The 11,729-nt window shown below is 65.1% G+C and carries 11 protein-coding genes; 10 read left to right on the top strand and 1 reads right to left on the bottom strand.

From position 1 onward, the window contains the following. Nucleotides 1–5 precede the first annotated feature (5 nt). The 10 genes from EEB15_RS24605 to EEB15_RS24560 all read left to right on the top strand — a co-directional run bounded on the left by EEB15_RS24605 (nt 6) and on the right by EEB15_RS24560 (nt 10,226). Nucleotides 6–788, top strand: a complete 783-nt coding sequence (locus tag EEB15_RS24605; protein WP_141512598.1) for an SDR family oxidoreductase — start codon at nt 6–8, stop codon at nt 786–788. Between the two features lie 13 nt (nt 789–801). Further along, the gene (locus EEB15_RS24600) at nt 802–1,629 is read left to right on the top strand and encodes an enoyl-CoA hydratase-related protein (RefSeq protein ID WP_141512597.1); all 828 of its coding nucleotides are present in this window, start codon (nt 802–804) and stop codon (nt 1,627–1,629) included. Nucleotides 1,630–1,715: 86 nt separating this feature from the next. Beyond that, on the top strand, nt 1,716–2,396 hold the full coding sequence (locus tag EEB15_RS24595) for a TetR/AcrR family transcriptional regulator (RefSeq protein WP_158290218.1): 681 nt from the start codon (nt 1,716–1,718) through the stop codon (nt 2,394–2,396). A gap of 141 nt (nt 2,397–2,537) precedes the next feature. Next, nucleotides 2,538–3,338 (top strand): ABC transporter ATP-binding protein, encoded by an 801-nt coding sequence (locus tag EEB15_RS24590; protein WP_141512595.1) that lies wholly within the window; start codon nt 2,538–2,540, stop codon nt 3,336–3,338. Continuing rightward, complete coding sequence (locus tag EEB15_RS24585; protein WP_141512594.1) at nt 3,322–4,038, top strand: ABC transporter ATP-binding protein; 717 nt, start codon at nt 3,322–3,324, stop codon at nt 4,036–4,038. The genes EEB15_RS24590 and EEB15_RS24585 overlap by 17 nt, the downstream gene beginning before the upstream one ends. Nucleotides 4,039–4,049: 11 nt before the next feature. Then, nucleotides 4,050–4,922 (top strand): branched-chain amino acid ABC transporter permease, encoded by an 873-nt coding sequence (locus EEB15_RS24580; protein ID WP_141512593.1) that lies wholly within the window; start codon nt 4,050–4,052, stop codon nt 4,920–4,922. A gap of 13 nt (nt 4,923–4,935) precedes the next feature. After that, a complete protein-coding gene (locus EEB15_RS24575; protein ID WP_141512592.1) occupies nt 4,936–5,988 on the top strand; it encodes a branched-chain amino acid ABC transporter permease in 1,053 nt (350 codons plus the stop codon). Further along, nucleotides 5,985–7,205, top strand: coding sequence for an ABC transporter substrate-binding protein (locus EEB15_RS24570; RefSeq protein WP_141512591.1), 1,221 nt, complete (start codon nt 5,985–5,987; stop codon nt 7,203–7,205). The genes EEB15_RS24575 and EEB15_RS24570 overlap by 4 nt, the downstream gene beginning before the upstream one ends. 122 nt (nt 7,206–7,327) lie before the next feature. Next, on the top strand, nt 7,328–8,374 hold the full coding sequence (locus EEB15_RS24565; RefSeq protein ID WP_199236619.1) for a phosphotransferase family protein: 1,047 nt from the start codon (nt 7,328–7,330) through the stop codon (nt 8,372–8,374). Nucleotides 8,375–8,453: 79 nt separating this feature from the next. After that, on the top strand, nt 8,454–10,226 hold the full coding sequence (locus EEB15_RS24560) for an acyl-CoA dehydrogenase C-terminal domain-containing protein (protein WP_141512589.1): 1,773 nt from the start codon (nt 8,454–8,456) through the stop codon (nt 10,224–10,226). 15 nt (nt 10,227–10,241) lie between these two features. Here EEB15_RS24560 and EEB15_RS24555 read toward each other — a convergent pair whose 3' ends face one another. Continuing rightward, entirely contained in the window at nt 10,242–11,531 is a 1,290-nt protein-coding gene (locus EEB15_RS24555; protein WP_141512588.1) for an NADH:flavin oxidoreductase/NADH oxidase family protein, read from the bottom strand. Between the last annotated feature and the right edge of the window lie 198 nt (nt 11,532–11,729).

The raw sequence follows: 11,729 nt of genomic DNA, 5'->3' as shown, positions 1-11,729 counted from the left end.
TCAACATGAGTTTTCAGAACAAGGTCGTTTTCGTCGCCGGCGGAACCAGTGGCATCAACCTCGGCATCGCGGAGGTGTTTGCCGAGGACGGTGCGCGGGTGGTGGTGTTGAGCCGCAACCAGGAGCGGGTCGACGCCGCGGTGGCGCATCTGCGTGGCATGGGCGGCGAGGCGATGGGATTTGCGGCCGACGTGCGCCAGTACCAGGCCCTGTCGGACGCGATGGCGGCCACAGTCACGGCCTGGGGGCCGATCGACGTCCTCATTTCGGGGGCGGCCGGAAACTTTGTGGTGCCCGCGGCGGAGCTCTCGGCCAACGGGTTCAAGACCGTGATCGACATCGACCTCCTCGGTGCCTTCAACGTCATGCGCGCGGCGCTGCCGCACCTGCGCAAGCCGGGGGCGTCCATCGTCAACATCAGCGCACCGCAGTCCACCCAGCCCACGCCGCATCAGATCCACGTGTGCGCGGCCAAGGCGGGTGCCGACCAGGTGACCCGGGTGGCCGCCATGGAGTGGGGCCCGATGGGCGTGCGCGTGAACGCGATCTCCCCGGGGCCGATCGCCGACACCGAGGGCATGCGGCGCCTGGCGCCCACGCCGGCATCGGAAAAGGCGTGGACGCAAAGCGTGCCGCTTCGCCGTTTCGGCACGAAGCGCGAGATCGGCCTGGTCGCCCGCTGGCTGTGCTCGGAGGAAGCCTCGTACATCAACGGCGTGGTGCTGCCCGTGGACGGCGGGTTTGCGCTGGGTGGCTCCAGCGCCCAGGCGCACAACATGCATGCTTGAGCCCGAGGTTGCCATGGAACAACAGACCCAAACTACCGTCTCGCGTCGCCACGAAGGCCGCATTTGCGTGCTGACGCTTTGCACCGGGCCGAAAGCCAATCCGCTGACCATCGCGGTGCAGCGCGACCTGCTGGCCATCCTGGGCGAGGTGTCCGGCGATCCGTCAGTTGGCGCACTCGTGCTGACGGGCGCCGGGCGGACCTTCTGCACCGGCGCGGACCTCTCGTCGATGGGCGAGGCGGGGCCGCCGGGCTCGCCCACGAGCGTCGGCAACACCACTGGCGACGTGATGCGAGAGTTGACCAACCCCCTCGTGCTCAAACTGCGCGACTTTCCAGTGCCCGTGGTCATTGCATTGAACGGTGCGGCCGCCGGCGCGGGCGTCGGGCTGGCGCTCAGCGGCGATTTCCTGCTCGCGGGCAGTTCGGCGTTTTTCTACCTGCCTTTCATGCCCAACCTCGGCATCGTGCCGGACATGGGGTCGTCCTGGTTCCTCACCCGGCAGCTCGGCGTGGCCCGCGCGACGGCGTTGATGCTGCTCGGCGAACGCCTCCCTGCAGAGCAGGCCCGTCAATGGGGCCTGGTCCATGCTGTGGTGCCCGACGGCGAATTGCTTGCGCAGGCGATGATGCTAGCGGCGCGGCTGGCGGCGCTGCCCGCTGGGGCCGCGCGCGAAATCCGGGCGCTCGTGGACGCCGCGCTATCCAACACGCTGCCGGCGCAGCTCGATCTCGAAGCAGCGCGGCAACGCGTACTGATCGATGGGCCGGACTTCGCCGAAGGTGTCCGGGCTTTCATCGGCAAGCGCCCGCCCTTGTTCACGGTCGGCGCCCCCGGTTGACACAAACACTCAGGATCCAGAATCGGCACAGTGTGGAGAAGTGGAACGGAGCCGAAGGCCATGGCGCATACCCGATGACTGGGCCAATGCCGCTCGATCCGGCGGCGCCTGGCGTGCCGCGATCACAGCGCAGGACCAGGCGCCGGAAGGAGGCACGCTACGGCGAACTGATGCGTGCGGCTCTGGCGGAGTTTGTCGAGAGGGGCTTCACCGCTTCGCGTGCCGAGGATGTCGCTGAGCGCGCCGGAGTCTCCAAGGGCACGCTGTATTTGTATTTCAGAAGCAAGGAGGATCTATTCAAGGCCGTCGTGTGCGAGAACCTTGCCTTGCTGAGGGTGAACGAAGCCGAACCATCCGAGGAATTCAAAGGCGGCGATGCGGAGCGGCTGCGTGCCGTGGTGGGCGAGTGGTGGAAACGTGGTGCGCGTGAACCGGCTTTCGGCGTTCTGAAAATCATTGCCGGCGAGACTCGAACGTTCCCGGCACTTGCCGAGCTCTGGGCCGCCCAGGTGGTGGCGCCGTTGCGCGAAGTGCTCGGCAAGGCGATCCTTCGCGGTATCGCATCCGGTGAATTCCGGCGACTGCCACTGGACGACGTCTTGTATTCATTGATCGCACCGCTGCTGTTCATCGCAATGAACCAGCAGTCGCTGGCTGCCTTCTCCATGACCGGTGAGGCCTTTGATGTGGACCGATACATTTCAACCCAGCTCGAGCTGTTGTTGGCGGGGCTGAAACGTACGGCCGACGCCGCGACCCGCCCGTGACTTACGGCATCCGGATTGATGCGCTTGTCACGGCGAACCACGAGCTCGCCCTGTCGCATGTGAAATTGAAATCGTCGAATTCGACGAGGCGTCGGCGGACTAAGACGGTGACCATACCGGCAGTACCAAGCGCCAGACCGAATGCCAAACCCAACCCAACCCCTGCTGCGCATTGACGATGTGTCAGTGCGATTTGGGGGCATTGCGGCACTGGACGGTGTGTCGTTCGATGTGCAGGCCGGTCAGATTTGCGGCCTCATTGGTCCCAATGGCGCCGGCAAGAGCAGCCTGTTTAATTGCCTTTCACGGCTGTACTCGTGCGACAGCGGCGCCATCGAATTCGACGGCCACAACCTGCTGGCACTGCCGCGCCACCGCATGGCAGCGATCGGCATCGGCCGCACGTTCCAGAACCTGGCGTTGTTCAACACCATGTCCGTGCTGGACAACGTGCTGGTGGGTTGCCACGCCAGGCACCATGCCGGAATTTTGCGCAATGCCTTTCGATTGCCCGGGACGCGCGGTGTCGAGGCCGCCGCGCGCGAGCAGGCGAACACATTGATCGAGTTCTTGTCACTTGAAGGCGTCGCGAGCCGGGCAGTCGGCAGCCTGCCCTTCGGAACGCAAAAGCGCGTGGAGTTGGCCCGCGCCTTGGCCGCGAAGCCGAAGCTGCTGCTTCTCGACGAACCTGCCTGCGGCTTGAACCACGAAGAAATGGCGTCGCTCGGCAGCCTCGTCCTCGACGTTCGCCGCCGCTTCGACGTCACCGTGCTGCTCGTCGAACATCACATGAGCCTGGTGATGGGAATTTCGGACAAGGTGGTTGCACTGAACTTCGGGCGCAAGCTGGCCGAAGGCACGCCCGCCGAGGTCGGCACACACCCGGAAGTGATCAAGGCCTATCTGGGCACCGATGGAGCTGAGCTTGACCCCACTGCTTGAAGTTCGCGACCTGCATGCGCGATATGGGGGCACCCAGGTGCTGTACGGCATCTCGCTGGGCATCGAGCGCGGCGGCATCACAGCGCTGCTCGGTGCGAATGGCGCCGGCAAGACGACAACGCTGCGCGCGCTGTGCCAGATGACGGTAGTCACCCAAGGCGAGATCCACTTCGACGGAACGCGCATCGACGGGAAATCCACCGCGCAGATCGCTTGCCTGGGCGTAGGCCATGTCCCGGACGGTCGAGGCACGTTCCTCGCCTTGACTGCCCAGGAGAACCTGCTGCTGGGTGCCAGCCGGCGGCGCGACAAGGCGGAGATTGCCGCCGATGTCGAGAAGGTGTACGGCTACTTTCCGCGGCTGCGTGAGCGCCGCGCACAGCAGGCTGGCACGCTTTCGGGCGGCGAGCAGCAAATGCTGGCGCTCGGACGCGCGCTCATGGGGCGTCCCATGCTGCTGTTGCTGGACGAACCGTCCTTCGGGTTGGCGCCTCTCCTGGTCGGCGAAATCTTCGCCATCCTGCGGCGCATCAACCAGGAGGATGGCGTCTCTGTGCTGCTCGTCGAACAGAACGCGAAGTTGGCCCTCGACCTGGCCGACACCGCCTACGTTATCGAAACGGGCCGCGTCGTGCTGTCCGGTCCGTCCTCGGATCTTCGCTGCGACCCCGCCGTGCGTCGCGTTTACCTCGGCGTTTGAAGGGATTCCGCATGGAAGCACTGCTGCAGCAACTGGGCGCCGGACTGGCCGCGGGGGGGATCTATGCCAGTGTTGCTCTTGCACTCGTGGTGATCTACCAGGCCACGCACCACGTCAATTTCGCACAAGGCGAGATGGCCATGTTTTCGACATATCTGGCCTGGATGCTGATCCAGGCCGGGATGCCCTACTGGGGCGCATTCGCAGCCACCCTGGTGCTCTCGTTCGTGCTGGCCGCCTGCATCGAAGCGATGGTCATCCGGCCCATGCACGGGGCGCCCGTCCTGTCGGTGGTGGTGGTATTCGCGGGCCTTCTGGTCTTGTTGCACAGCATTGCAGGCTTACTGTTCGGTTCCACCATCAAGGAATTTCCCAGCCCATTTGACGGCGGTGCCTGGCAGGGCGGTGTCTTCATGTCGCGGCGCGAGGCGGGCGCTATCGCTGTCACGCTGGTGGTGGTGATGCTGGTGTTCTGCTTTTTCCGTTTTACCTCGCTCGGCCTGAAGATGCGCGCCGCGGCGCAGAACCCGGTGTCCTCGCGCTTGGTGGGCATCAACGTCGAGCGCATGCTCATGCTCGGCTGGGGCCTGGCCGGCACCATCGGGGCGGTCGCCGGGATGATGGTCGCGCCCGTCGTCTTCCTCGATCCACACATGATGTCGGGTGTGCTCCTGTATGCGCTGGCCGGCGCGCTGATCGGCGGCCTGGACAACCCCATCGGCGCCGTGATCGGGGGCTTCATCGTCGGGGTGCTCGAAAACCTGGTCGGAACCTACCTGGTGGGGACGGAGCTCAAGCTCTCCGTCGCGCTCGCCATCATCATGGGCGTGCTGGTCGTGAAGCCCTCGGGGTTGTTGGGGCGAGTCATCGTCGCCCGGGTCTGATGGAGCACCGCACATGAGTTCACCCCTTTCTTCGTTGTCCACCGTCCCTGTTGTAGCCGCAACACGCGATGCCGGTATCAAACCCCGGTTGATTGTTCGTTCGGCGTCGAATGCGTGGTGGGTGCTGGCCCTCCTGGCCGCTGCGCTGGCCTTGACGTTCGTAGCCAAGGGCTATCAGCTCTTTCAGGCCACCATGGTGCTGGCCTACTTCATCGCGTTGCTTGGGCTTAACCTCCTGACCGGATACAACGGACAGATATCGCTCGGGCACGGTGCCTTCTTTGCCATTGGAGCGTACTGCGCAGCCATCCTCATTCTTCAGGCCCATTGGCCGTACTGGGCCGTCCTCCCGGCAGTTGCGGGCGTGTGCGGAGTCGTGGGGTACCTGTTTGGCCGTCCGGCGCTCAAACTCGAAGGGCATTACCTCGCGCTGGCCACATTCGCGCTGGGCGTGTCGCTGCCCCAGCTGCTCAAGTACAAACACCTGGAGCGATGGACAGGAGGCGTGCAAGGGCTGACGGTGCAAAAACCGGAAGTTCCGCTCGGGCTTCCCCTGACGCCGGATCAGTGGCTCTATCTCTTCGCGCTGTTCGTGGCCATCGTGCTCTTCGTCATGGCTCGCAACCTGGTTCGCAGCGGCTCCGGCCGGGCAATGGTCGCCATCAGGGATCACGCGATGGCGGCCGAGGCCATGGGCGTCGACATCAAACACTACAAGGCCATGACCTTTGGCATCTCTGCGGCGTATACCGGCGTCGGCGGCGCAATGGCCGCCCTCGCGGTGGAGTACGTGTCGCCCGATGCTTTCGACATGTACCTGTCCATTGCCCTACTGGTGGGCATGGTGGTGGGTGGCGTGGGAACCTTGTGGGGCGCGCTGTTTGGCGCCGTTTTCATCATGTTCGTTCCAGCGCTGTCCGAGAACATCTCCAAGTCCGCGCCGTGGGCAGTGTACGGCGTCGTCCTGATCGGATTCATGGTCCTGATGCCCGGCGGAGTCGCGGGGCTGATCAACAAGCTGAAGGCACGGTGGTCAATTCATCAAGAAAGAAGGAGACAGGTATGACATTTTTTCGACGGTTGCGCGCGGGCTGGTCCGCTGCGGTGGTTGGGGCGCTGATGCTGGCAGTTCCGTTGGCGGCACAAGCCCAGAAGAAGTACGACCCTGGTGCGTCCGATACCGAGATCCGGATCGGAAACTCCGCGCCGTATTCCGGTCCTGCTTCGGCCTACGGCACCATCGGCCGGGCCATGAGCGCCTACGCGGCCAAGATCAATGCGGAAGGCGGCGTCAATGGCCGCAAGATCAACCTGCTCTCGCTGGACGACGGCTACAACCCGGCGAAGGCCGTGGAGCAGACGCGAAAGCTGGTGGAACAAGAGGAGGTATTGGCGATGTTCGCCATGATGGGCTCGGGAAACATACTTGCCGTCCAGCGCTACCTGAACGGGAAGAAGGTGCCGCAGTTGTTCTTGCTGAGCGGCGCCAGCCGGTTCGACGACCCCAAGAACTTCCCGTGGACCTTGGGCTGGATGCCCAGCTACCGGGCCGAGGCCCGCATCTTCGCCGAGTACGTGCAGGCGAACATGCCCAATGCAAAGATCGGCGTGCTCTACCAGAACGACGAATTCGGCAAGGACTACCTGAACGGCCTGACCGACGCGCTGGGCGACAAGGCCAAGAAAATGATCGTCGCGCAGATCAGCTACGAAGTCACGGACCCGACCATCGACAGCCAGCTCATCGCACTGAAGGCGAGCGGCGCCGACGTCCTGTTCAACATCTCATCACCCAAATTCGCGGCGCAATCGATCCGCAAAGTGGGAGAGCTGGGCTGGAAGCCGTTCCACTATCTCAGCGCGGTGTCCGCTTCCGTGGCGTCCGTGCTCAAGCCGGCGGGTCTGGACCATTCCACCGGCCTGGTCACTGCAATGTTCATGCGCGACCCGTCCGACCCATCCCAGGCGAGCACTCAGGAAGTGAAGGAATATCTTGCTTTCATGAAGGCGCACTACGCGGCCGGCGATCCCAACGATCCGTACAACGTGTTCGGCTACTCGCTCATGCAGACCCTGGTCCATACGCTCAGGCAGTGCGGTGACAACCTCACACGCGCCAATCTCATGCAGCAGGCGTCGAGCCTGTCGATGACCGTGCCGATGTTGCTGCCGGGAATCGACGTCAGAACGGGCCCAGACGATTTTCGTCCCGTCGAACGCCTTCAGCTTGCCCGCTTCAATGGATCGAGGTTCGAACTGTTCGGCAAGGTGCTCGGGCGCTGAGGGCACCGGATTGTTTCAGGATTTTCAATGACCCATTTCGAGTTGATTCCAACCTGTCGGCCCGCGTCGCAGGCGGACTTTGCCTTCGTCGCGTACGGAGCGGCCCAATGAGCGTGGTGTCGATGCCGAATCTCCCCATCGACGTCGACCGGCTGCGGCGCTGGATGGACGATAAAGGCCTTGCCGGTGCGCCCATCACCGACTTCAAACTGCTGACTGGGGGCACACAAAACATACTGGTCCGCTTTCAGCAGGAGGACCGTTGCTATGTGCTGCGCCGGCCGCCCATGCATCCCCGCGCGGAGAGCAACGAAACCATGCGCCGTGAAGCGCGGGTGCTCAAGGCGCTGGCCGCAAGTGGCGTGCCGCATCCGGCCATCATCGCGGTCTGCGAGGACACCGAGGTGCTCGGCGCCGTTTTCTTCATCATGGAGGCGATCGACGGCTTCAACGCACTTGGCGACGGCCTGCCGCCACTGCATGCCTCGGACCCGTCTATCCGCCATCGCATGGGCCTGGCCATGGTCGATGCAATCGCCGCCTTGGGCCAACTGGATCCGCAGTCCCTGGGACTCGCCGATTTGGGCAAACCCGAGCGTTTCCTTGAGCGCCAGGTGCAGCGCTGGCGCAAGCAACTGGACGGCTATGCCGCTTTCACCGAATGGCCGGGCCCGGCCGCTCTGCCCCATGTCGACACTGTCGGGGCCTGGCTGGAAGCCCATCGCCCCGCGCAAGGAGCGGTGGGCCTGATGCACGGCGACTACCATCTTGCCAACGTGATGTTCCGCCACGACGGGCCGGAGCTGGCGGCTGTCATCGACTGGGAAATGGCCACGCAGGGCGACCCGCTGCTCGACCTCGGCTGGTTGCTGGCCACCTGGCCGCGGGGCGACGAGCCCGAGGGGCAGTTGCTCCGTCTGCGTCCGTGGAGCGGCTTTCCGACGCCGGCGCAACTGGTCGCGCGGTACGGGCAGCAGAGCCCGCGCGACATTACGGCCATCCGCTGGTATGCGGTGCTTGCGTGCTACAAGCTGGCGATCGTGTTGGAGGGAACCTATGCACGCGCCTGCGCAGGCCACGCGCCCAAAGCGGCCGGTGACCAGCTCCATCGCCAGGCGGTGTCCCTGCTTGGCCGAGCCGTCGAGTGGATCGAAGGCGGATCGCTCTGACCTGCCGAACGGATCGGCCGCGTTGCCGATCCGGGATTTCCTTTGCGGCCCTCGCGGGCGGCACCTCACCGACTGACACATGACCACCTATCAAGCTCCTGTCCAGGACACTTTTTTCTCGCTCCTCGAGGTGCTGGACTTCCCCGCGCACTACGCCGCGCTAACGCCCGAGGCGCAACTCGACGCTTCCACATTGCAAGCGCTGCTCGAGGCCGTGGCAAAGTTCGCCGAGGGCGTGCTGGCACCCCTGAACGCGCCTGCGGACGCGCAGTCGGCGGTGTGGCATGACGGACAGGTGCGCGCACCCGACGGTTTCCGCGCAGCCTATCGGCAGTATGTCGACGCCGGTTGGCCGGCGCTGGCGCAATCGCCCGAGTGGGGTGGCCAGGGCCTGCCGTACTCTTTGCAGCTTGCCGCCGGTGAGTACCTGCAGGCGGCCAATCAGTCGTGGTGCATGTACATGATGCTCAACGACGGCGCGATCAAGACGCTGCTCGCCGGCGCGGCCCGTGAACAGCTCCAGACGTTCTTGCCCAAGCTGGTGAGTGGCGAATGGCTTGCGACGATGTGCCTGACGGAAAGCCATGCCGGCTCCGACCTGGGACTGTTGCACACACGGGCCGAGCCGGTGGGCGACCCCGCCGCGAAGCGCTACCGGATCACCGGCAACAAGATATTCATCTCCTCGGGCGAGCACGACCTCGCGCCCAACATCGTGCATCTGGTGCTGGCGCGCTTGCCCGGCGCGCCGTCCGGCGTGCGTGGCATCTCGCTGTTCGTGGTGCCGAAATTCATGCCCGCGCCCGATGGCACGCCGGGGGTGGGCAACGCGGTGAGCTGCCTTTCCATCGAGCACAAGATGGGCTTGAAAGGCAGCGCGACCTGCGCGATGGCTTTCGACGGGGCCGAGGGCTGGCTGGTTGGTGAGCCGCACAAGGGCCTGGCCAACATGTTCATCTTCATCAACAAGTCGCGTCTGGCGGTGGGCGTGCAGGCAGTGGCCCAGGCGCAGGCCGCCTATCAGCAAAGCCTCGCCTATGCGCGCGAACGGCTGCAGGGGCGTGCGCCAGGCGGCGCAACGCGGCCCGACCTGCCGGCTGACCCGTTGACCGCCCACCCCGATGTGCGGCGCATGCTGCTGATCCAGAAAGCGGTCGCGGAGGGCGGGCGGGCCTTGGTTCACGAATGCGCCCGCTGGGTGGATCTGGCCGACCACGGCGATGCGGCAACGGCCGAGCGGGCCGTGCTGCGGCTGGCCCTGCTCATCCCCATTGCAAAAGCCTGTCTCTCGGAGCTGGCGTTCGAGTCGGTGGACTTGTCGATCCAGGTGCTCGGGGGCCATGGCTACGTGAGGGAGTGGGGCCTCGAGCAGCGGCTGCGAGACGTGCGTATCACCCGCATCTACGAGGGAACCACAGGCATCCAGGGCGGTGACCTGCTGGGCCGCAAGGTGCTGGCCGATCCGCGGCTGCTCGCGGCGTTCACCGAAGAAATCGACGATTGGTGCGCGCAGGCCGTGCCCTCGAGCCGCGTGACGGCGTTGCAGGCGGCGGTGCGGACCTGGCGCGAGGTCACGCAGGAGATCAGTGAGCTTGCTGTGCAGGACCCGCTGGTGGTGGGGGCGGTGGCGGTGGATTACCTCATGCTGTCCGGCTACGTGACGCTCGGTTTCATGTGGGCGCGCCAGGCTGCCGTGGCGCAGCGCGCAGGCAGCGACCCTCAGCGTGCGGCCGCCAAGGAGGTGACAGCGCAGTTCTACTTCGACGCTTTGCTGCCGCGGCTGCACACACACGCGGCGGTCGTACGGGGTGCAAGCGGCGTGTTGTGCACGCTCGACCCCGCCTGTCTCTGAGGCCGGTTGCCTGTCTCAGGGGCGCGCCCAATCGCGGGTCTTGTCGGCTTTGTGCTGCTGGAAGTTCTGCAGGGCTTCCAGCACCGTCAGATCGAGTGCCGGTTCAAGGCCAGCGCCAATGCGCTCGATCTGCTCGCAGTACCACCCCAGCACGCCGAACGATTCCAGCCGCTTGAACGTGGCATCGTCGATGTCCGGGCCGAGCGCATCGCGCGGTATCTCCAGCAGGCGTTCGAGTGACGGCAGGTCCTGCCTGTCACCGTTCAAGAGATATTTGCCGAGACTGTCTGGATGGGTGCACATCGGCCTGGCGATGCCGACCACCTGGCAGGCCTGCGACGACAAGGCCTCGTTCATGCTCGCAACGCCGCGCATGCCGCCGGTGATCATCAGGGGCACGGAGGCGCGGGGCTTCACCTGCCTGGCATAGTCGAGAAAGTACGCCTCGCGGGCGCGCGTACTCGCGGTCACCGGCTTGCCTTGGTGATCCGCCGACTCGCCCATTCCGGCCATCTGCGGCTGCTCGTAGTTGCCACCGGAAATCTCCAGCAGGTCGATGCGCTCCTCGCTCAGCCAGGAGACGACGGTCATCGACTCTTCAAAGTCGAAGCCACCGCGCTGGAAGTCCGCGGAATTGAGTTTGACCGATACCGGGAAGTCGGCGCCAACCGCCCGGCGAACGGCGCGCACCGTTTCCAGCAGCAGCCGCGCCCGGTTCTCCAGCGGTCCACCCCACTCGTCGTTGCGCGCGTTCGCCAGGGGGCTGAGAAACTGTGAAAGCAGGTACCCGTGGGCCGCATGGATCTGCACGCCGGTGAAGCCAGTTTCACGGCACACCGCGGCGGCGTCGGCGAACCGGCGGATGACATCGGCCACCTGCTCCTGTGTCATAGCCCGCGCCTGGCCGCAACCGGCCTCGGCCATCGGCAATGAGATGGCCGAGGGCGCCAACGGGCTTGCGTTGACGTCCATCGCCGTCTGGCGGCCGGTGTGATTGAGCTGTACCCAGAAGTGCGCGCCATCCTGCCGGCCGATTTCGGCCAGGCGCTGCAAGTCTTCCAAGCCGCCATTGCCGTCGATGGCGACGTTGCTCGATCGTTCCATGTGATGGCGATCCACCTGCACATTGCCCGTCAGCATCAAGCCGAAGCCATTGCCGGCCCAGCGCTTGTACAGGCGCAGCAGTTCCGGGGTGACGCGGTTCATCGGATCGGCGAGGCCTTCCGTCATGGCGGCCTTGGCGAGCCGATTCTTCAGCACGGCACCGCACGGCAGCTGGAGGGGGGCGGAAAGTAGATTGTTCATGGCGAGTGTGAGTTGAGGGTGGGGGGCGGGTTTTCGGCGAAGGATAGGAGGCAGGGCCAACCGGCGCGTCGTCGGATCGGACGAGCCGCGTCGCGGCTCAGACCAAGCTCGCGTCCGGCTGATTTGCGGCGGCGCCAGGTTCGTCGCTTTCGACGATGCCGGGGGAGGGTGCCATTCGTAGAGTTCGGCTCACCTTGG

The sequence above is a fragment of the Ramlibacter sp. WS9 genome, from assembly GCF_003797765.1.
Classification (GTDB): domain Bacteria; phylum Pseudomonadota; class Gammaproteobacteria; order Burkholderiales; family Burkholderiaceae_C; genus Ramlibacter.
Note: the sequence above shows the minus strand (reverse complement) of the source record. Positions and strands in the feature narration are given on the sequence as shown.

What these genes read in the sequence shown, in the direction of transcription:
- EEB15_RS24605 (WP_141512598.1), top strand. Translation starts at nt 6, where the DNA reads ATGAGTTTTCAGAACAAGGTCGTTTTCGTCGCCGGCGGAACCAGTGGC.
- EEB15_RS24600 (WP_141512597.1), top strand. Translation starts at nt 802, where the DNA reads ATGGAACAACAGACCCAAACTACCGTCTCGCGTCGCCACGAAGGCCGC.
- EEB15_RS24595 (WP_158290218.1), top strand. Translation starts at nt 1,716, where the DNA reads ATGCCGCTCGATCCGGCGGCGCCTGGCGTGCCGCGATCACAGCGCAGG.
- EEB15_RS24590 (WP_141512595.1), top strand. Translation starts at nt 2,538, where the DNA reads ATGCCAAACCCAACCCAACCCCTGCTGCGCATTGACGATGTGTCAGTG.
- EEB15_RS24580 (WP_141512593.1), top strand. Translation starts at nt 4,050, where the DNA reads ATGGAAGCACTGCTGCAGCAACTGGGCGCCGGACTGGCCGCGGGGGGG.
- EEB15_RS24575 (WP_141512592.1), top strand. Translation starts at nt 4,936, where the DNA reads ATGAGTTCACCCCTTTCTTCGTTGTCCACCGTCCCTGTTGTAGCCGCA.
- EEB15_RS24570 (WP_141512591.1), top strand. Translation starts at nt 5,985, where the DNA reads ATGACATTTTTTCGACGGTTGCGCGCGGGCTGGTCCGCTGCGGTGGTT.
- EEB15_RS24565 (WP_199236619.1), top strand. Translation starts at nt 7,328, where the DNA reads ATGCCGAATCTCCCCATCGACGTCGACCGGCTGCGGCGCTGGATGGAC.
- EEB15_RS24560 (WP_141512589.1), top strand. Translation starts at nt 8,454, where the DNA reads ATGACCACCTATCAAGCTCCTGTCCAGGACACTTTTTTCTCGCTCCTC.
- EEB15_RS24555 (WP_141512588.1), bottom strand. Translation starts at nt 11,531, where the DNA reads ATGAACAATCTACTTTCCGCCCCCCTCCAGCTGCCGTGCGGTGCCGTG.